Genomic DNA, 19,720 nt, shown 5'->3' on the forward strand with positions numbered 1-19,720 from the left:
CGCTTACTTGCGCTGGTTGATCTCCCGGTACCAGGCCGGATGGTGCTTGCGCGCCCAGGCCCGGCTGACGGTGCCGTAGAGCATCGAGCCCATCGACCCCTTGATCCAGATGGCTGCGTAGATGTGCACGATGATGCTGACGATCAGCACGAAGGCGGCGATGGCGTGCAACAGGCTGGCCCAGCGCAGCGAGACGATGCCGAAGAAGCTGCTGAAGTACTCGCGCCAGATGACGATGCCGCTGAGCAGCAGCACCAACATGCTGAGGATCAGCACCCAGAACAGCACCTTCTGCCCTGCGTTGTAGCGGCCGACTTCCGGCAGCTTTTCCTCGCGGTTGTGCACCACGTCGTTGATCTGCCTGAGCCACTGGCGATCCCGCGCCTCGATGCGGTTGTGTCCGGCGAAACGGATCGCCAGCCAGAGGAAGAAGACGAACATCGCGACCCCGATGAAGGGGTGCAGGATGCGCGTCCAGGTGCCGCCGCCGAACAGCCCCGAGAGGCCGAACAGCGCCGGATGGAACAGTGCCAGGCCGGACAGCGCGGCGAGCACGAAGAGAATCGCGACGATCCAGTGGTTGGTCCGTTGCGAGGGGTTGTAGCGTTCGATCTCGTTGTTGTTCATCGTTGACTCCTTGAGCGAGCGGACACCGAAGGCGGCCCCGCGAACGGGGCCGCGCGGTCAGGGTCGCGGCTCCTTGGGATCGACCACATGCACCGAAGGATCGACCTGATGCACCACGGGCTCGCTGAGCTCGGCCTTGTCGTCCTCTTCCTCGACGCGAATCGGGCCGACCCGCGTGTAGTGGAAGAAGCCGGCCAGCACCGCCGCGCCCATGCCCAGCAGGGCGAGGGGCTTGGTCACGCCCTTCCACAGGCTGACCAGCGGGCTGATGGTGGGCTCGTTCGGCAGGTCGTTGTACAGCGAGGGCTGATCGGCATGGTGCAGCACGTACATCACGTGCGTACCGCCGACGCCATCGGGGTCGTACAGGCCGGCCTGGTCGAAACCCCGCTCCTTGAGGTCGGCGATGCGCCCGGCGGCGTGCTCCTTCATGTCCTCCTTGCTGCCGAAGACGATGGCGCCGGTGGGGCAGGTCTTCACGCAGGCCGGCTCCAGTCCGACCGACACGCGGTCGGAACAGAGCGTGCACTTATAGGCCTTCTTGTCCTTCTCGGAGATGCGCGGGATGTCGAACGGGCAACCGGTGATGCAGTAGCCGCAGCCGATACAGTGGTCCTGGTTGAAGTCGACGATACCGTTGGCGTACTTCACGATCGCCCCCGGCGCCGGGCAGGCCTTGAGGCAACCCGGGTCCGCGCAGTGCATGCAGCCGTCCTTGCGGATCAGCCATTCGAGGTTGCCGCTGCCGGGGTTCTCGTACTCGGCGAACTTCATCACCGTCCAGGATTCAGCGGTGAGGTCGATCGGGTTGTCGTAGGTCCCGTGGCTGGTGCCGACCTCGTCGCGCAGGTCGTTCCATTCCGAACACGCCACCTGGCAGGCCTTGCAGCCGATGCACTTGGAGGTGTCGATCAGTTTCGCCACTTCGCCGATCTCGCGGATCGACGGCTGCTCGGTGGTCGTGGCGGAGCGGGCAATCACGTCTTGAGTAGCCATCATGCCTTCTCCACGTTGACCAGAAACGACTTGAACTCCGGCGTCTGGGTGTTGGCGTCACCGACGAACGGCGTCAGCGTGTTGGTCAGGTAACCGTTGCGCGCCACGCCGGCGAAGCCCCAGTGCAGCGGGATGCCGATCTGGTGCACGGTCTTGCCGTCCACCGTCAGCGGCTTGATGCGCTTGGTCACCACCGCCACCGCCTTGATATAGCCGCGGTTGGACGACACCTTGACCCGTTCGCCGGCGGCGATGCCGAGCTCCTTGGCCAGCACCTCGCCGATCTCGACGAACTGCTCGGGCTGGGTGATCGCGTTGAGCCGGCAGTGCTTGGTCCAGAAGTGGAAGTGCTCGGTGAGACGGTAAGTGGTCGCTGCGTAGGGGAACTCGTCGGCGCTGCCGAACAACTCCATGTCGTTCTTGAACACCCGTGCGGCGGGGTTGCTGATCGCCTGGCGATTGTCCGGATGCAGCGGGTTGCGCCCGATCGGCGTCTCGAACGGCTCGTAGTGCTCGGGGAATGGCCCCTCGTTCATCTTGTCCACGGCGAACAGCCGCGCCACCCCTTCGGGGTTCATGATGAAGGGGTTCATGCCATCTTCCGGACGTGAATCGACCTTGAAGTCCGGCACGTCGGTACCGCCCCACTTGCCGCCATCCCACCAGACCAGACGCTTCTTCTGCGCATCCCATGGATTGCCCGCCGGATCGGCCGAGGCGCGGTTGTAGAGGATGCGCCGGTTGGCCGGCCAGGCCCAGGCCCAGCCAAGCGTCTGGCCCATGCCGTAAGGGTCGGCGTTGTCGCGACGGGCCATCTGGTTGCCGGCCTGGGTCCAGGAGCCGCAGAAGATCCAGCAGCCACTCGAGGTGGTACCGTCGGCGCGCAGCAGGCCGAAGCCCGGCAGCAACTCGCCGGCCTTGGCCAGCTGGGCGCCGGTCTGCAGGTCGAAGACGTCGGCCAGTGCCTTGCCGTTGTACTCCTGGGCGATCTCCTCTGCGGTCGGTTCTTCCGGCTGGCGATAGGCCCAGTCGATGTTCAGCAGCGGTTCGGCATAGGCACCGCCTTCCTTGCTGTAGAGCTCGCGCAGGCGATGGAACAGCCCGCCCATGATCACCACGTCGGTCTTCGCCTGGCCTGGCGGCTCGGCGGCCTTCCAGTGCCACTGCAGCCAGCGCCCGCTGTTCACCAGCGAACCATCCTCCTCGGCAAAACAGGTGGTCGGCAGGCGGAACACGGTGGTCTGGATGCTGGCGGTGTCGACGTCGTTGTATTCGCCGGCGTTGCGCCAGAACTCCGAGGTCTCGGTGGCCAGCGGGTCCATGACCACCAGGTACTTGAGCTTGGCCAGCGCCGCGCTGACCTTGGCCTTGTTGGGGAACGAGGCGATGGGGTTGAAGCCCTGGCAGAAATAGCCGTTGACCTGCCCCTGGTACATCATGTCGAACACCTTGAGCACGTCGTAGCCGGGGATATCCAGCTTCGGCAGCCAGTCGTAGCCCCAGTTGTTCTCCGCCGTGGCGTTCTTGCCGTACCAGGCCTTCATCAGGCTGACGTGGAATTTCTCGTAGTGCTGCCAGTAGGACAGCTGCCCCGGCCGTAGCGGCTTGGCGGTGCGCTTGGCGATGTAGGCCGCGTAGTCCTGCTCGGCTTCCAGCGGCAGGGTCATGTAGCCCGGTAATTGGTTGGAGAGCAGCCCCAGGTCGGTCAGGCCCTGGATGTTGGAGTGCCCGCGCAGGGCATTCATGCCGCCACCGGGCATGCCGATGTTGCCGAGCAGCAGCTGCACCATGGCGCCGGTCCGGATCATCTGCGAGCCCACCGAGTGCTGCGTCCAGCCTAGGGCGTACATGATGGTCATGACCTTGCCCGGGGCCGAGGTCTCGGCGATGGTTTCCCAGATCTGCAGCATCCTGTCCTGCGGCGTGCCGCAGATGTTGCTGACCACCTCCGGTGTATAGCGGCTGTAGTGCTGCTTGAGGAGGTTATAGACGCAGCGCGGATGGGTGAGGCTCTTGTCGACGCGGGCGAAGCCGTCCTCGTCCAGCTCGTAGCTCCAGGTGGATTTTTCCGGGTAGCTGCGCTTCTCGGCGTCATAGCCATTGAACAGGCCGTCCTCGAAACCGAAGCCTTCCTTCACGATGAACGAGACGTCGGTGTAGTTGACCACGTACTCGTGCTGGATCTTGTCGTTCTCCAGCAGGTAGTTGATCAGTCCGCCGAGGAAGGCGATATCGGTACCGGTGCGGATCGGCGCATACATGTCAGCCACCGAGGCCGAACGGGTGAAGCGCGGATCGACCACGATCAGCCGCGCCTTGTTGCGCGCCTTGGCTTCGGTGACCCATTTGAAGCCGCACGGGTGCGCTTCGGCGGCATTACCGCCCATGATCAGGATCAGATCGGCGTTCTGGATATCGCTCCAGTGATTGGTCATGGCGCCGCGGCCAAACGTCGGGGCAAGACTTGCCACCGTCGGGCCGTGTCAGACACGTGCCTGGTTGTCGAATCCCAGCATGCCGAGCGAGCGCACCACCTTGTGGGTGATGTAACCGGCCTCGTTGGAGGACGCCGAAGCGGCGAGGAAGCCCGTGCTCAGCCAGCGGTTGACGGTCTGGCCCTTGTCGTTGCGCTCGATGAAGTTGGCGTCGCGGTCGTCCTTCATCAGTCGGGCGATACGGTCGAGGGCTTCGCTCCACTCGATGCGCTTCCACTCGTTGCTGCCGGCTTCGCGGACTTCCGGATGGGTCAGGCGGTTGGGGCTGTGAACGAAGTCCAGCAGGCCGGCGCCCTTCGGGCAGAGCGTGCCGCGGTTGACCGGGTGATCGGAGTCGCCTTCGATGTGGATGATGTTCTGTGCGACGTTCTTGCCGCCGCTGCCCTGGCTGTAGAGGATCAGCCCGCAGCCGACGGAGCAGTAGGGGCAGGTGTTGCGGGTTTCACGGGTGTTGGTCAGTTTGAAATGCCGGATCGACTCGGCATACGCCGTCGGCGGGGCCATGCCCAATGCCGCCATGCTCGACGCCCCAAGGCCCACACCGCAGACCTTGAAGAACTGTCGACGGTTCATGTCCATCGGAGGTTCTCCTTCTTATCAGGCTGAAACGCCGATGCTTTGCCGGCGTCTGCTAAAGCAGCTTAGTCAAGCTTTCGGAAAGTGAAGGATTAATTCCGGGTGCCGCCGCTGCCCTTGCAGCCAGCCGATCGGTCACATGGCGGCTTCAGGCGTCTGTCGAGGCGGCAAGCTGGTTTTTCCATTCCCGCGGTGATTGTCCGGCTTGGGCCTTGAATGCGCGCGAAAGCGCCGCTTCGCTGCCGTAGCCGACCTCGGTGGCGATCACCTTCAGCGGCCGCCCGCGCTGCAGCGCCTTCTGCGCCAGGCGGACGCGCCAGCCCTGCAGATATTGGCCGGGCGTCTGCCCGAGCGTTTCGCGGAAGCTGGTGGCGAAGGCGCTACGCGACATTCCGGCGACGCCGGCGAGGTTGTCGAGCGTCCAGTCCTGTGCGGGCGCTTCGTGCATGGCCACCAGCGCGTTGCGCAGGCGCGGATGGGCGAGGCCGGAGAGCAGGCCGCCGCTGACCTCGTCACTTTCCATCAGCTGACGCAGGATCTGGATCATCACCACCTCCACCAGCCGCTCCACCAGCGCCATGCGCCCGCAGCGCTGTTCGAAGGCTTCCTCGAACAGCAGTGAGAGCACCGGCTCGGCGCCCCACACGCCATCCAGCGGCAGGCAGACCAGATCGGCCAGGGCAGAGGCGATCGGGTTGGCCCTGCCCCCCTCGAACGTCAGGTTCGCGCAGACCATGTCTACCTCGCAGTCCGGCGCGGTGATGAAGCGATGCGTCAGCGGTCGCGGGAACAGCAGCAGGCTCGGCTGCGTGACGTGCAGTGTCTCCCGGCCGTAGCGGACCTCCACCGCGCCGCGGCGAATCAGGTGCAGTTGCCCGTGCACGCCATCGCTCTGCAACGTGTTGATGCCGCACAGCGGCCCGGTGTTGAACACCTGGGCGCGCATCGGGAAGTGCGTCATCAGTGCGGCGAGGCGGTCAGCCATCTTTGTACTCCTGATCAATTTTCAAAGACTTTACGTCACCAATAGTTTTTCGTGCTGAGGAGAATAGCGCTTACCGGGCAACACCGCTCCGGCAACCCGAAACAGGAGTCACCATCATGTCCATCGAGAAGATTCTCTACACCGCTACTGCCACCGCCACCGGCGGCCGCGAAGGCCGCGCCAGCTCCTCCGACCAGGCGCTCGACGTGCAGCTGTCCACGCCGCGCGAGCTGGGCGGTGCCGGTGGTGCCGGGACCAATCCCGAGCAGCTGTTCGCCGCCGGATACTCGGCCTGCTTTCTCGGGGCGCTGAAGTTCGTCGCCGGCAAGCAGAAGGTCACTCTGCCGGTGGATACGCGCATCACCGGCAAGGTCGGCATCGGCCAGATCCCCACCGGCTTCGGCATCGAGGCCGAGCTGACCATCAGTGCCCCCGGCGTTGCCCGCGACCTGCTGCAGAACCTGGTCGAGCAGGCCCACATCGTCTGCCCCTATTCCAACGCTACCCGCGGAAACATCGACGTCACGCTGGTCATCGCCGACTGAGCCGGACCGCCACCCTTTCGAACAGGAGACCCATGCCATGAATCCGATCACCCGTACCCTCGCCATGCCGTTGCTGGCCATCGCGCTGCAGCCCGCCTTCGCCGCCCAGGCCGCACAACCGGCGAAGCCCGGCAGCGCCGCTGTTGTCGCATATACAGCCAGCACCATCACTACCGCCGATGGCGTGCAGCTCTACTACAAGGACTGGGGCCCGAAGGACGGCCCGGTGGTGACCTTCAGCCACGGCTGGCCGCTGAGTTCCGACAGCTGGGAATCGCAGATGCTGTTTCTCGCATCCGAGGGCTATCGCGTGGTCGCCCATGACCGCCGCGGCCATGGCCGGTCCAGCCAGCCCTGGGAAGGCAACGACATGGATCATTACGCCGACGACCTGGCGGCGGTGATCGACGCGCTCGACCTGCAGGACGTGACCCTGGTGGGTTTCTCCACCGGTGGTGGTGAGGTGGCGCGCTACATCGGTCGCCACGGCACCGGGCGGGTGAAGAAGGCCGTGCTGGTCAGCGCCGTGCCGCCGATGATGCTGCGCACCGAGGACAATCCTGACGGCCTTCCGCTGGAGGTGTTCGACGGCATTCGCAAGGCCTCGCTGGAAGATCGTGCGCAGCTCTACCTGGACCTTGCCTCCGGCCCGTTCTACGGCTTCAACCGGCCGGGCGCCAAGGTTTCCCAGGGGCTGATCGACAACTGGCGAGCGCAGGGCATGCAGGCCGGGCACAAGAACACCTATGACTCCATCGCCGCCTTCTCGGCCACCGACTTCCGCGAGGACCTGAAGAAGTTCGACGTGCCGACCCTGGTGATCCATGGCGACGACGACCAGATCGTGCCGCTGGACATCTCCGGCAAGGCATCCGCAGCGCAGATCAAGGATGCGAAGCTGATCGTCTACCCCGGTGCGCCGCACGGCCTGACCGACACCCACAAGGCGCGCTTCAATCAGGACCTGCTGGACTTCCTCAGGAAATGATCGCATGCGTCGCTGTGCCGGCCGCGGTTAGCTCCGCGGCCGGTTTTTTTTGCGCAGCAGAAGGTCGAGGAGGGCGCGGCAGAAACGAAAAACCCCGCCGGGGCGGGGTTTTCGTGGCCTGTCCGGAGGCAGGCCGGTGTGGGTTCCGGAACGGTGCCGATCAGGCGTTCTGACGGATACCGGCCACCAGCCAGGGCTGGTTCTCGCCCTGCACACGCTCCATGCGCCAGCTCTCGCTGAAGGGTTCGCCCTGGTCGAAGCGCGAGGTCTTGGCCACGCCGCTGAAGGTCAGCGTTGCGGTGGTCTTCTCGGCATTGTCGTCGACGCCGTCGAGCTGGATCTGCAGATCGTCGATGTAGGTCGACTGATAGGCATCGCCGATCTCGGCGCGCTCCTGCTTGAGGAAACCCAGCAGCTGCGGGGTAACGAACTCGGCGATCTTGTCCATCTCGTTGGCGTCCCAGTGCTGCTGCAGCGAGAGGAAGTGCTCGCGCGCGGCCGCAACGAAGTTCTGCTCGTTGAACCAGGCCGGGGCATTGATCACCGGAGCGGCGGCGACCGGGGCGGCGCTGCCACCGAAGATGGAGGTCGCTGGTTGCTGCGGCATCTCGCGCTGCATTGGCGCGTGACCGGCCATGGCTGGTTGCTGCTGGCGGCGTCGGGCGGCGAGGAAGCGGAACAGCAGGAAGGCGATCAGGCCGAAGATCAGGATATCCATGAACTGGATGCCTTCGAAGCCATCGCCCATGAACATCGAGGCGAGCAGGCCGCCGGCGGCCAGACCGGCCAGCGGGCCGAGCCAGCGCGAGGCGCCGCTGGCGGCAGCGGGCGTCTGACGGCCAGCCTGATTCGGTGCGGCCTGGGTCTGCTGGGGCGCCTGGCGGGTCTGGTGGCTCGGTGCCGAGCCGAAGCTCTTCCCGCCGCCGAAGCGCTTGGCGTGGGCGTCCAGCGCGAAGGTCAGGCTGATACACAGCGCCATGAAAATGCTAAGCACACGTTGCATTGAGTGTTCCCGCTTGAATTAAGTGGAGGTACGCGCGCCATCCTGCCGAGCCGGGCAGGGGTTGGCGAGGGGCAGTATGTTACGAGCTTTTGCTTGCGACCGTTGGTCGCCTCCGGCGGTGCCGGCAGACGCTCCGCTGGTCCTGGTAGGCGAACGGAGCCCGGTGGCTCCGTTCGTCAGGGCGATCACCGCCAGTTGTACAGTTCCTTCTCGGAAATCTCGTGCATCGGCTTGACCTGCTCCTGGAAGGCCTTCATCGAGGCCCAGATGCGGCCGTTCAGCTCGCTCTGCGCGGCCAGCTCGCCGAGCACCAGCTCCGACTGCTCCTGCATGGCGTCCAGCACTTCGTCGGGGAAGCGCTTGAGCTCCACACCCTGCTGCTTGAGCTGATCGAGCGCCAGTGCGTTGTTGTAGACGTAGTCGTCCATCATGTCGCGGCTGGCCGCACGGGTCGCCTCGGTGAGGATGGCCTGCAGGTCCTCGGGCAGGGTATCGAGGGCCTTCTGGTTGACCAGCAGTTCCAGCACCGCCTGCGGCTCCTGCCAGCCCGGGTAGTAGTAGTACTTCGCGGCCTTGTGCAGGCCGAAGGCCAGGTCGTTGTACGGGCTGACCCAGTCGGTGGCGTCGATGGCACCGGTCTGCAGCGCGGTGAACACCTCGCCCCCGGGCAGGTTCACGGTGGTCGCGCCGAGACGCGCCAGCACTTCGCCGCCCAGGCCCGGCATGCGGATCTTCAGGCCGCGCAGGTCGCCCAGCGAATTGATCTCCTTGTTGTACCAGCCGCCCATCTGCATGCCGGTGTTGCCGACCACCATGGGCTTCACGCCGAACGGGGCATAGGCCTCGTCCCAGAATTTCTGGCCTTCGCCCTTGCTCAGCCAGGCGTTCATCTCGATGGCCGACAGGCCGAACGGCACGGAGGTGAAGAATTGCGCGGTGGGCACCTTGCCCTTCCAGTAATAGGCAGCGCCATGGCCCAGTTCGGCGGTGCCGCGGGAGACGGCATCGAACACTTCCAGCGCCGGTACCAGTTCGCCGGCGGCGTAGACCTTGATGGTCAGGCGGCCGTCGCTCATCACCTTGACGCGCTCGGCCAGGCGTTCGGCGGCGGTGCCCAGGCCCGGGTAGTTCTTCGGCCAGGCGGTGACCATCTTCCAAGTGTAGGTTTTGGCGGGTTCGCTGGCGGCCTGCTGGCCGGTGGTTTCGACTTTCTTGTCGTCGTTGCAACCGGCAAGGCCGAGGGTGGCAAGCAAGGCAGCGGCAGCACCGAACAGATGGCGGCGTTTCATGGGTCGGTATCCTTGGAAGATTCTTCTTATAAGAGTGGCTGGTTGGTATGGCGGGTTGACGTTAGCGTCAACCTCACAGGGCTTCAAGTTTCGCGTAGCTGAGCATCAGCCATTTGCTGCCCTCGTCCTCGAAATTCACCTGCACCCGCGCCTGGGCGCCGGCGCCTTCGAAGTTGAGGATGGTGCCTTCGCCGAACAGCGAATGGCGCACGCGCTGGCCGAGGTTGAACGGTGTTTCCGGCACGCCGGCGCCGTCGAACAGCGGCGAGCCGCTCATGCTCTTGCCGCTGAACGAGCGCGTCACCGTGTTGCTCAGCCGCACTTCCTGCACCAGCGCTGGCGGAATCTCGCGGACGAAGCGCGAGACCTTGTTGTAGGTCTCGCTGCCGTACAGCCGGCGTGTTTCGGCGTAGGTGATCACCAGCTGCTGCATGGCGCGGGTGATGCCGACGTAGGCCAGGCGGCGTTCCTCTTCCAGGCGGCCGGATTCCTCCAGGCTCATCTTGTGCGGGAACAGGCCTTCTTCCATGCCGACCAGGAACACCAGCGGGAACTCCAGACCCTTGGCGCTGTGCAGGGTCATCAGCTGCACGCTGTCCTCGTGATCGCCGGCCTGCTGCTCGCCGGCCTCCAGCGAGGCGTGGTCGAGGAAGGCGGCCAGCGGCGACTGGATGTCGTCGTCCTCTTCGCTGTAGTTGTCGAAGGCGCGGGCGGCGGAGACCAGTTCCTCGAGGTTTTCCACCCGCGCCTGGGCCTTCTCACCCTTTTCGTCGCGGTGGTAGGCGAGTAGCCCGGATTCCTCGATGACCAGCTGCGCCATGCTGTGCAGCGGCAGTTTCTCGACCTTCAGCGCCAGGGTGTCGACCAGCTCGACGAAGCCGTTCAGCGCGCTGGCGGCGCGCCCGGACACCGCCTTGGTGCCGACCGCCTGGTGCAGCGCAGCCCACATCGACAGGCCCTGTTCACGGGCCAGCTGGCGCAGGCATTCGACGGTCTTCTCGCCGATGCCGCGGGCCGGCACGTTGATCACCCGCTCCAGCGCCGCGTCGTTGTCGCGGGTCTGGATCAGGCGCAGGTAGGCCATGGCGTTCTTGATCTCGGCACGCTCGAAGAAGCGCTGGCCGCCGTAGATGCGGTAGGGGATCTTCTCGCGCAGCAGCGCCTCTTCCAGTACCCGCGACTGGGCGTTGGAGCGGTAGAGGATGGCGATCTCGCTGCGGCTCATGCCGTCGCGGATGGCCTTCTCGATGCTTTCGACCACGTAACGCGCTTCGTCGTGCTCGTTGAACGCGGCGTACAGGCTGATCGGCTCGCCCTCGCAACCGGAGGTCCAGAGTTCCTTGCCGAGGCGACCCTGGTTGTTGGCGATCAGCGCGTTGGCGGCCTTGAGGATGCAGGCGGTGGAGCGATAGTTCTGCTCCAGGCGGATGGTTTCGGCGTCCGGGAAATCGGCGCTGAACTGGTGCAGGTTCTCGATGCGCGCGCCGCGCCAGCCGTAGATCGACTGGTCGTCGTCGCCGACCACCATCAGACTCTCGCCACCCTTGGCCAGCAGCCGCAGCCAGGCGTACTGGACGGCGTTGGTGTCCTGGAACTCGTCCACCAGCACGTGGCGGAAGCGCCGCTGGTAGTGCTCGAGCAGGCCGGGGTGGTCGCGCCACAGGTCCAGGGCGCGTAGCAGCAGTTCGGAGAAGTCGATCACCCCGGCGCGGGCGCAGGCCTCTTCATAGGCTTCGTAGATCTTCAGCTGGGTGGCGAGGAACAGATCACCGCCGGGCTGAATGTTGCGTGGGCGCAGCCCTTCGTCCTTCTGCGCATTGATCCACCACTGTGCCTGGCGCGCCGGCCAGCGCTGCTCGTCGAGGCCGAGCTCGCGGATCACCCGCTTGACCAGGCGCTGCTGGTCGTCGGAATCGAGAATCTGGAAATTCTCCGCCAGCTTCGCCTCGCGCCAGTGCGCACGCAGCAGGCGATGGGCCAGGCCGTGGAAGGTGCCGACCCACATGCCCTGCGGGTTCACGTGCAGCAGCTGCTCGATGCGCTGGCGCATTTCGGCGGCAGCCTTGTTGGTAAAGGTCACCGAAAGGATCGAGTGCAATGATGCGCGCTCGACCTGGTGCAGCCAGGCGATGCGGTGCACCAGTACACGGGTCTTGCCCGAGCCTGCGCCGGCCAGCACCAGTTGCCGGCCCAGCGGCGCGGCCACGGCCTGGCGCTGGGCATCGTTGAGGGAATTCAGGAGAAGGGAGAGATCGTCATGCATCGCGGCATTCTATTGGAAATGCCCGCGCTGCGCTCGCCCTGTGGTCCGTTCGGGCGCGGCATTTGCGGCAATCCGGCGCAGCCGCAGCACAGGCGGCATCACGTCTGGTGCCGACGATCCGCTGGTCGGTTCGGACGGCGATCATGGCATTTCCGACGCAGCGCGATATGACGTGAGGCTAGCAACGTGCCATTATCGGCCGTGTTGTGGTTCCGCCGGAACCTGATTCGGGTGCAGTTACTACTAGAACAATATTCATGACCGATTCCATTCGAGCCGCCTGCCCGGCGTCAACGCAGCATGTCACTGACGAGGCTTCGGCGGTCGAGCAGGCTGCCGAGCACACGCGGTTGCTGTATCGCGGTTCGCGCACTCCCGCCCTGCTGTTGCTGCTCACCACGCTGATCTGCGGGGTGGTGCTCTGGCCCGAACAGGGCGGTATCGAACTCGGCGTCTGGCTGGGCTGGATGGCCACGCTCGGGCTGCTGCGCCTGCAGCAGGTCGGAGCCTTCAATCGAGCCAGCCCCGAGGCGCAGGCGGCGCCGCACTGGCGCAGGCGCTTCCTGCTGGGCAGCAGTGCCTCGGCGTTGAGCCTGTCCTACGCCATGGTGGCGCTGGTGCCGGCCGATACCTTTGTCACCCAGGCCTTGCTCTACGGCTTGATGGGCTCCGTGGTGCTGGCCGCCAGTGTCGCCTATGGCGTCAGCCTGCCGGCCTTTTTCAGTTTCGCCGTGCCCTGTCTGTTGCCGGCGGGACTGCTGCTGATGACCAGCGGCGAGCCGCTGCAGCAGGGCTGGGGCGTGCTGGCGATGATCGTGCTGGCGACGCTCAGTCTGATCGCCTGGCAGATCAGCCGGCTGGTCACCGACAGCATCGAACAACGCCTGCACCGGCAGCGGCTGATCGAGCGGCTGGAGAAGGCCGGCCGCGAAGCCGACCTGCTCAATGGCCGCCTGGCCACCGAGGTCGAGCAGCGCCGGCATGCCGAACAGCAGCTGCGCAGCGCCTACGACGGCCTCGAACAGCGCGTCGCCGAGCGCACCGCCGAACTCGGCGAGAGCGAGGCGCGGCTGACCCTGGCGCTGGAGGCCAGTGACCTCGGCCTGTGGGATTGGGATCTGCAGAACAACCGTGTACATCATTCGCGCATGCAGGTGGTGTTCGGCATCGGCCTGGAAAATCGCTACGGCAAAGACGGTTCGCGACTGCCGGATATCCATCCCGACGACCTGCAGCGCGTGCGTGCCACCCTGATCGCCCATCTGAAGGGCGAAACCGAATCCTTCGTCATCGAGTACCGTGCCCTGTGCGCCGATGGCAGCGAGCTGTGCCTGGAAGACCGCGGGCGGGTGATCCAGCGTGACGCCAATGGCCGTGCGCTGCGCATGATCGGCACGCGCCGTGACATCAGCGAGCTGCGCAGTCAGGCCGAGCAGCAGCGCCTGGCCGCCACGGTGTTCGAGGCCGCCAGCGAAGGCATCGTGATCATGAACGATCGCTACCGTGTCCTGGCGGTGAATGACGCCTGCTGCACGCTGTCCGGCTACAGCCGCGAGGAACTGCTCGGCCACAGCGTGGCGCGTATCGCTGGCTCGCCGGAGAGCCAGCGGCAGTACGAGACCATGCGCGAGGCGCTGGAGCGGCACGGTCACTGGCAGGGCGAGCTGATCGAGACGCGCAAGAGCGGCGAGGTCTATCCGCAGTGGGTGCAGCTGCGCGAGGTGCGTGATGCCAACGGCAGCGTCACCCATGTGGTCGCCTTCGTCTCCGACCTCAGCGTGCGGCGCAAGATCGAGGAGCGCTTGCGCTACCTGACCCATTACGACGATCTCACCGGGCTGGCCAACCGCGGCCTGCTGAAGGAGCGGCTGCAGGAAGCCTGTCAGCGGGTTCGCCGCAACGGCCGCAACATGGCGGTGCTGTATATCGATCTGGACCGTTTCAAGCTGCTCAATGAAAGCCTCGGCCACGAGGCGGCCGATGCGTTGCTGCGCGAGGTGTCTCGACGGCTGAGCCAGACCCTCGGTGAGGCCGACACCATTGCCCGCCTGTCCGGCGACGAATTCGTCGTGCTGCTCGATGCCTACGGCAGCCTCAGCGGTCTGGCGCACCTGGGCAGTCGTCTGCTGCAGCGCATCCGCAAGCCGATCGTCATCGGCGAACAGGAGCTGGTGATCAGCGCTTCCATCGGTGTCAGCCTGCTGCCGGACAACAGCCGCGATGCCGAGGTCCTGCTGCGCCAGGCCAGCACCGCCATGCAGCAGGCCAAGCACCTGGGCGGCAACACCCTGCAGTTCTTCACCGACCGCCCGCAGGCATCCGGCATGCACTACCTGCAACTGGAAAACCAGCTGCGCAAGGCGCTGGAAGTCGGCCAGCTGGAAGTCTTCTACCAACCGCGCCTGAGTCTGGCCGACGACAGCCTGGAGGCCGCCGAGGCATTGGTGCGCTGGCGCCACCCGCAGCGCGGACTGGTCACGCCGGCGGACTTCATTCCGCTGGCCGAGGAAACCGGGCTGATCATTCCGCTGGGCGAGTTCGTCCTGCGCGAGGCCTGCCGCCAGGCACGCCGCTGGCAGCAGGAAGGGCTGGCGGACATCCGCGTGTCGGTGAACCTCTCCGTGAAGCAGCTGCGTCAGGGCAACTTCGTCAGTCTGGTGCGCCAGGTGCTGGAAGAGACCGGGCTGCCGCCAGCGATGCTGGAACTGGAACTGACCGAGAGTCAGCTGCTGGACGACATCGATAACGCCATCAGCATCAGCGAGCAATTGCGTGCCCTGGGCGTGAAGTTGGCGATCGACGACTTCGGCACCGGTTTCTCGTCGCTGAGCTACCTCAAGCGCTTCCCGGTGGACTACGTGAAGATCGACCGCTCGTTCATCAGCGAGGTGGAGCATTCCACCCAGGATGCGGCGATCACCCGTGCCATCATCGCCATGGTTCACAGCCTGGAACGGCGAGTGGTGGCCGAGGGCGTGGAAACCCAGGCGCAGATGGACTTCCTCAAGGCCAACCTGTGCGACGAAATCCAGGGCTACCTGCTCAGCCCGCCGGTGCCGGCCGAGCAGTTCGCCGAGCTGCTGCGCTAGCGGGGGGTTGCCCGCCCAGCTTCAGCCGCGGGTGCTGCTGCCGCCCTCCAGCTCGCGCATCAGCAGGCCGAAGTGCAGGTCCACGTCCTGCGGGACCGGCAGATAGACGGTGTGGCCGTCGCCCGGCGCAACCTCGATGGCCTCGCCGCGGCTGCTTTCCAGGGTCTCCAGGCGCAGGTTGAGATTGCCCTGCGGTGTCATCAGCTCCAGCCTGTCGCCGACCGCGAAGCGGTTTTTCACTTTCACCTCGGCCAGGCCGTTGCGCCGCTCGCCGGTCAGCTCGCCGACGAACTGCTGGCGCTCGGAGAGCGAGAAGCCGCGCTCGTAGTTCTGGTATTCGTCGTGCACGTGACGGCGCAGGAAACCCTCGGTATAGCCGCGGTGGGCCAGGGATTCGAGGGTGTCCATCAACGACTTGTCGAACGGCCGGCCGGCCAGTGCATCATCGATGGCCTTGCGGTAGACCTGCGCGGTACGCGCCACGTAGTAGTGGCTCTTGGTGCGGCCTTCGATCTTCAGCGAGTGCACGCCCATCTGCACCAGCCGCTCGACATGCTGCACGGCGCGCAGGTCCTTGGAGTTCATGATGTAGGTTCCGTGCTCGTCCTCGGTCGCCTCCATGAACTCGCCGGGCCGCGAGACATCCTCGAGCAGGAACACCTTGTCGGTGGGCGCTCCGACGCCCAGGGTCGGGTTGCCCTGCGCCTCGACCTGCTGCACGGCGATGGGCTCGTAGAGGTGCACCGAGTTACCCAGTTCGTCCTCCTTCGCCTCGTGGGTCTTGTATTCCCAGCGGCAGGCATTGGTGCAGGTGCCCTGGTTGGGGTCGCGCTTGTTGATGTAGCCCGACAGCAGGCAGCGACCGGAATAGGCCATGCACAGCGCACCGTGGACGAACACCTCCAGCTCCATGCCCGGCACCTGCTCGCGGATCTCGTCGATCTCCTCCAGCGAGAGCTCGCGGGAGAGGATCACGCGGCTGACGCCCTGGCTTTCCCAGAACTTCACCGTCGCCCAGTTCACCGCATTGGCCTGTACCGAGAGGTGGATGGTCTGCTGCGGAAAATGCTGGCGCACCAGCATGATCAGGCCCGGGTCGGACATGATCAGCGCATCCGGGCCCATCGCCACCACCGGCTCCAGGTCCTTGATGAAGGTCTTGAGCTTGGCGTTGTGCGGGGCGATGTTGACCACCACGTAGAACTGCTTGCCCAGCGCGTGGGCCTCGTCGATGCCGACCTTGAGGTTGGCGTGGTCGAACTCGTTGTTGCGTACGCGCAGGCTGTAGCGTGGTTGCCCGGCGTACACCGCATCGGCGCCGTAGGCGAAGGCGTAGCGCATGGATTTCAGCGTGCCGGCAGGCGACAGCAGCTCGGTGCGGTTGGGGGTGTTCATGGCGCGGGACTCGCAGGGGTATCGAAAGCGCGGCATTTTACTGCGCTTGCCCGGCGATTGCGCGTCGAGCGTTGTCCGCAATGACGCGGCAGGCAGCGCCCCGCGAGCGGGGCGCGCAGAGGTCAGGCGACGGATGCCTCCTTGAGCATGTCGTAGAGGCGATCCTTGAGCTGCAGCTTCTGCTTCTTCAGGTTTTCCACCTCGCTGTCGGTGCCCGGCACGATGTGCGCCTCGATGTTCTTCACCCGCTGGTCGAGGTCGTTGTGCTCGTCGAACAGACGGGCAAAGGTCTTGTTTTCCGCCTTGAGACGAGTGATCAGGTCGCGGTACTCGGGAAACATGGCAACTCCTGCGTTGTGGATGAGCGGGCGAGCCGGTCAGGCGTAAGCCGTGACCGGCCTCTTGTCTCCATAGTCATCCTGCGCGGTGCCGGCGGTATTGATCGGTGTCATGCGTCCAGACAGCAAAACGCCGGGACGAGCCCGGCGTTTCGGTCCTGCACTTGGATCAGGCCGCGGCAATCACGTCGCCATGGTTTTCCGGCTCGATCAGTGCGCGGTGCAGCGCGGCGATGGCGGCGTCGTAGTCTTCCTCGTTGACCACGCACTGCATCTCCACCTGACGGATCGACTGGTGGATCGCCTGGATGCTGATGCCGGCCTCGGCCAGAGCGGCCACGGTCTTGGCCAGAATGCCCTTGACCTTGAGGTCGGAGCCGATGGCCGAAACGATGGCCAGGTTGTGCACGGTGACCTCGGCGGCCGGGTACTGCTCCTCGATCAGCCGCGCGGCGCGGTTGATCAGCTTGCGCGAACCGGAGGCGTAGTAGGTGATGCTGTTGGCGTCGGAATCCTTGTTCACCACATAGAGCTTGAGCTGCTTGAGCAGCTTGCTGATCTCCATGTCGTAGCCGATGTCGCCGAGCATGTCCTGGTCGAACACCTCGATGCCGAAGACGTCCTTGCGCCCGGCGATGATCTCGACGCAGGGCTTCTCGGACTTGTAGTCCTGGCTGATCAGCGTGCCGCCATGCTCGGGCTCGAAGGCATTCTTGATGCGCAGTTCGACGCCGGCGCGACGCAGGGTCTTGGCGGCGCGCGGGTGGATCGCCTCCATGCCGAGGTTCGACAGCTGGTCGGCGACGTCGTAGTTGGTGCGGCCGATGGTGACCACCTTGTCGGCACCCACCAGATTCGGGTCGGCCGAGGAGAGGTGGAATTCCTTGTGGATGATCGCCTCGCGTGCGCCGGTGGCGGCGGCGATCTGGGCGAAGGTGATCTCGCTGTAGCCGCGATCGAAGGTATTCATCAGGCCTTCGGCGCAATGGGTGTAACCGGTGGCGACCACCAGTTCGCGGCTGAAGTCGAAGCCGGCGAAGTGGCTGGAAATCATCTCCTCGAACGGCAGCGGTGCTTCCTGCTGCCAGCCGGTGAGGTCGGCCAGGCGCGCGTTGACGCCGCGCTGCTTGAGCGCCAGCACCGAGTTGAAGGCGCTGTGGGCTTCGCCGAGGGAAGCGAGCATCTCGCGCACCTTCATCAGGTGTTCGGAGAGCTGGAAGTGGCCGTAGGCGCAAAGCTTCTGCAGGCTGTGCATGCACTCGCTGGCATCGTCGATGCGCGAGTTGATGAACTGGTTGGCGGCGTGCAGTTCGTACTCGGAACTGAACAGCTCGGCGTTCTTGGCGAGCATGCGCTGGCGCACACCCTCCAGCGCTTCGCGCCAGGCACCTTCGCTCTGCGCATCGGCGAAGCGTTGGTAGACGCCGGGCTCGCCGGTCTTCTTGTGCTCCAGCAGCAGGTTGGTCATGCCGCTGTAGGCCGAGACGACGAAGATACGCTGGTACAGCGCTGCGCCTTCCCGGCGGCCGATGAAGATATTGTCGAGAACTTCCTCGAAGCGGCTCATCGACGTGCCGCCGATCTTTTCCACGGTATGCATCTTTTTATAGCGTCCGAATCTGGCAGGCCGTTGACGGGCCCGGCGCGCAGCTGGCGCACCTGTCGATCAACGAGCTGGAGTGAATTTCCCTGGGCCGGTAGCGATCGGCCAAGCCGGGGGAAGGGGCCCGTCATCAGACGCGCCCCATCGCCTCAGAGATACTGTTGCGGCCGAATGTCCAGCGGCTTGAAATTCTCGCGTTCGGCGACAAAGGCCGGGCGCGGTTTCTGCTCGCAGAACGGAGCCTGCACGGCATTATCCACGTGGTTGTAGACGTAGAACAGATTGCTCCGCGCGCTGGGCGTGATGTTGCCATTGGAGCCATGCATGGTGTTGCAGTCGAAGAACACCACGCTGCCGGCGGGGCCGGTGGCGCAGTCGATGCCGAAGCGGCTGGCCAGCTCGCTCAGGCTGTTCTGGTCGGGGATGCCGATCTCCTGCTTGCGCAGGGACTTCTCGTAGTGATTTTCCGGTGTGGCTCCGACACAGCGCACGTAGTGCTTGTGCGAGCCGGGCATCAGCATCAGCGGGCCGTTGTGCGGCTCGTTGTCGGTCAAGAGGATCGAGCAGGACAGGCAGCGCATGCGCGGCATGCCGTCCTCGATGTGCCAGGTCTCGAAATCCGAGTGCCAGTAGAACTCCTTGCCGGTGAAGCCGGGCTTGAAGTTCATTCGCGACTGATGCACGTACAGGTCGCCGCCAAGGATGAAGCGGGCGATGCCGGCGGTGCGCTCGTCGGCTGCGACGCGGGCGAACAGCTCGTTGTCCTTGTGGATGGCGAACACCGAGCGGATCGCACCGCTGTCGGGTTCCTTGATGGTCTTGCCGGAACCGGCGACGGCCGGGTCCTGGCGCATGCGCTCGAGTTCGGCGCGAAACAGCGCGACTTCGTCGGCGCTGAACAGATTGGGGATGACCAGGTAGCCGTCGCGCTCGAAGCGTTCGACCAGCTCTGCCGCGATTGGCGCATTCTCCAGGTCGCTGCGGTAGACGACCGGATCCAGGCGTTCCTGCCAGCTGGGCTGGTCTTCCTGGCGCGAGGGATACAGGTCGGCTTGCATAGGGTTCACGCTTACCTCCTTTCTTGTAATGGCGGGGCGGCGCGGTGGCCGCCCCGGTTAAACCGGTATCAGACGGTTTCGGCCTCCAGCGGATAGACGCCGCTTTCGTCATGCACTTCGCGCCCGTTGAGCGGCGGGTTGAAGACGCAGGCCAGCTTCATGTCTTCGCTGCCACCGCGCAGCAGGTGCTCGTCATGCTTGTCCAGCACGTACAGCGTGCCCGGCTCGATCTTGTAGATCTTGCCGTCGGCGATGGTTTCGATCTCGCCATTGCCGCTGATGCAGTACACCGACTCGAAGTGGTTCTGGTAGTGGATGTGCGTCTCGCTGCCGGCGTAGATGGTGGTGATGTGGAAGGAGAATCCCACCTTGTCGTCCTTGAGCAGCATGCGCGTGCTGTCCCAGGTGCCGGTCTGGCTGTGGACCTTGCGGTCGGTCTTTTCGCACTCGGCGAGGGTTCTGACGATCAT

Annotated in this window: 15 protein-coding genes; 3 read left to right on the forward strand and 12 right to left on the reverse strand. The window is 65.1% G+C overall.

Features of this window, described 5'->3' with window-relative positions:
• Positions 1 to 3 precede the first annotated feature (3 nt).
• The 4 genes from PSTAB_RS01130 to PSTAB_RS01150 form a co-directional block, all read right to left on the reverse strand.
• Positions 4 to 627, reverse strand: a complete 624-nt coding sequence (locus PSTAB_RS01130) for a formate dehydrogenase subunit gamma (RefSeq protein WP_013981363.1) — start codon at positions 625 to 627, stop codon at positions 4 to 6.
• Between the two features lie 57 nt (positions 628 to 684).
• Complete coding sequence (fdxH, locus tag PSTAB_RS01135; protein ID WP_041771908.1) at positions 685 to 1,623, reverse strand: formate dehydrogenase subunit beta; 939 nt, start codon at positions 1,621 to 1,623, stop codon at positions 685 to 687.
• Positions 1,623 to 4,697: a formate dehydrogenase-N subunit alpha gene (gene fdnG, locus PSTAB_RS01140; RefSeq protein WP_148263407.1), complete on the reverse strand. Its 3,075-nt coding sequence runs from the start codon at positions 4,695 to 4,697 to the stop codon at positions 1,623 to 1,625. The genes fdxH and fdnG overlap by 1 nt, the downstream gene beginning before the upstream one ends.
• Before the next feature lie 145 nt (positions 4,698 to 4,842).
• Positions 4,843 to 5,679, reverse strand: a complete 837-nt coding sequence (locus PSTAB_RS01150) for an AraC family transcriptional regulator (RefSeq protein ID WP_013981367.1) — start codon at positions 5,677 to 5,679, stop codon at positions 4,843 to 4,845.
• Between the two features lie 116 nt (positions 5,680 to 5,795).
• Here PSTAB_RS01150 and PSTAB_RS01155 point away from each other — a divergent pair, with 116 nt between their 5' ends.
• Both PSTAB_RS01155 and PSTAB_RS01160 read left to right on the forward strand, forming a co-directional pair.
• Positions 5,796 to 6,224, forward strand: coding sequence for an organic hydroperoxide resistance protein (locus PSTAB_RS01155; RefSeq protein WP_013981368.1), 429 nt, complete (start codon positions 5,796 to 5,798; stop codon positions 6,222 to 6,224).
• 37 nt (positions 6,225 to 6,261) lie between these two features.
• Positions 6,262 to 7,212 carry an alpha/beta fold hydrolase gene (locus PSTAB_RS01160; RefSeq protein WP_013981369.1) on the forward strand — a complete coding sequence of 317 codons (951 nt, stop codon included), beginning with the start codon at positions 6,262 to 6,264 and terminating at the stop codon, positions 7,210 to 7,212.
• Positions 7,213 to 7,372: 160 nt separating this feature from the next.
• On the opposite strand, the gene PSTAB_RS01165 is transcribed toward PSTAB_RS01160, so the two are convergent.
• From PSTAB_RS01165 to uvrD, 3 genes are all read right to left on the reverse strand, one after another.
• Positions 7,373 to 8,215 (reverse strand): Tim44 domain-containing protein, encoded by an 843-nt coding sequence (locus PSTAB_RS01165; protein ID WP_013981370.1) that lies wholly within the window; start codon positions 8,213 to 8,215, stop codon positions 7,373 to 7,375.
• Between the two features lie 185 nt (positions 8,216 to 8,400).
• Positions 8,401 to 9,504 carry a TRAP transporter substrate-binding protein gene (locus tag PSTAB_RS01170; RefSeq protein WP_013981372.1) on the reverse strand — a complete coding sequence of 368 codons (1,104 nt, stop codon included), beginning with the start codon at positions 9,502 to 9,504 and terminating at the stop codon, positions 8,401 to 8,403.
• Between the two features lie 73 nt (positions 9,505 to 9,577).
• Positions 9,578 to 11,767 (reverse strand): DNA helicase II, encoded by a 2,190-nt coding sequence (uvrD, locus tag PSTAB_RS01175; RefSeq protein ID WP_013981374.1) that lies wholly within the window; start codon positions 11,765 to 11,767, stop codon positions 9,578 to 9,580.
• Positions 11,768 to 12,024: 257 nt separating this feature from the next.
• Between uvrD and PSTAB_RS01180 the strand changes: the two genes are divergently transcribed.
• On the forward strand, positions 12,025 to 14,856 hold the full coding sequence (locus PSTAB_RS01180; RefSeq protein ID WP_013981375.1) for a putative bifunctional diguanylate cyclase/phosphodiesterase: 2,832 nt from the start codon (positions 12,025 to 12,027) through the stop codon (positions 14,854 to 14,856).
• Between the two features lie 21 nt (positions 14,857 to 14,877).
• Here the strand turns inward: PSTAB_RS01180 and trhP are convergent, their stop codons facing one another.
• The 5 genes from trhP to PSTAB_RS01205 form a co-directional block, all read right to left on the reverse strand.
• Positions 14,878 to 16,251: a prephenate-dependent tRNA uridine(34) hydroxylase TrhP gene (gene trhP / locus PSTAB_RS01185; protein WP_013981376.1), complete on the reverse strand. Its 1,374-nt coding sequence runs from the start codon at positions 16,249 to 16,251 to the stop codon at positions 14,878 to 14,880.
• A gap of 122 nt (positions 16,252 to 16,373) precedes the next feature.
• Positions 16,374 to 16,592 (reverse strand): YdcH family protein, encoded by a 219-nt coding sequence (locus PSTAB_RS01190; protein ID WP_011911422.1) that lies wholly within the window; start codon positions 16,590 to 16,592, stop codon positions 16,374 to 16,376.
• A 166-nt stretch (positions 16,593 to 16,758) separates the two neighbouring features.
• The gene (locus tag PSTAB_RS01195) at positions 16,759 to 18,189 is read right to left on the reverse strand and encodes an aspartate kinase (protein ID WP_013981377.1); all 1,431 of its coding nucleotides are present in this window, start codon (positions 18,187 to 18,189) and stop codon (positions 16,759 to 16,761) included.
• A gap of 152 nt (positions 18,190 to 18,341) precedes the next feature.
• Entirely contained in the window at positions 18,342 to 19,250 is a 909-nt protein-coding gene (thpD, locus tag PSTAB_RS01200; RefSeq protein ID WP_011911424.1) for an ectoine hydroxylase, read from the reverse strand.
• A gap of 68 nt (positions 19,251 to 19,318) precedes the next feature.
• Positions 19,319 to 19,720 (reverse strand): ectoine synthase, encoded by a 402-nt coding sequence (locus tag PSTAB_RS01205; RefSeq protein WP_013981379.1) that lies wholly within the window; start codon positions 19,718 to 19,720, stop codon positions 19,319 to 19,321.

Source organism: Stutzerimonas stutzeri, from assembly GCF_000219605.1.
GTDB classification, from domain to species: domain Bacteria; phylum Pseudomonadota; class Gammaproteobacteria; order Pseudomonadales; family Pseudomonadaceae; genus Stutzerimonas; species Stutzerimonas stutzeri.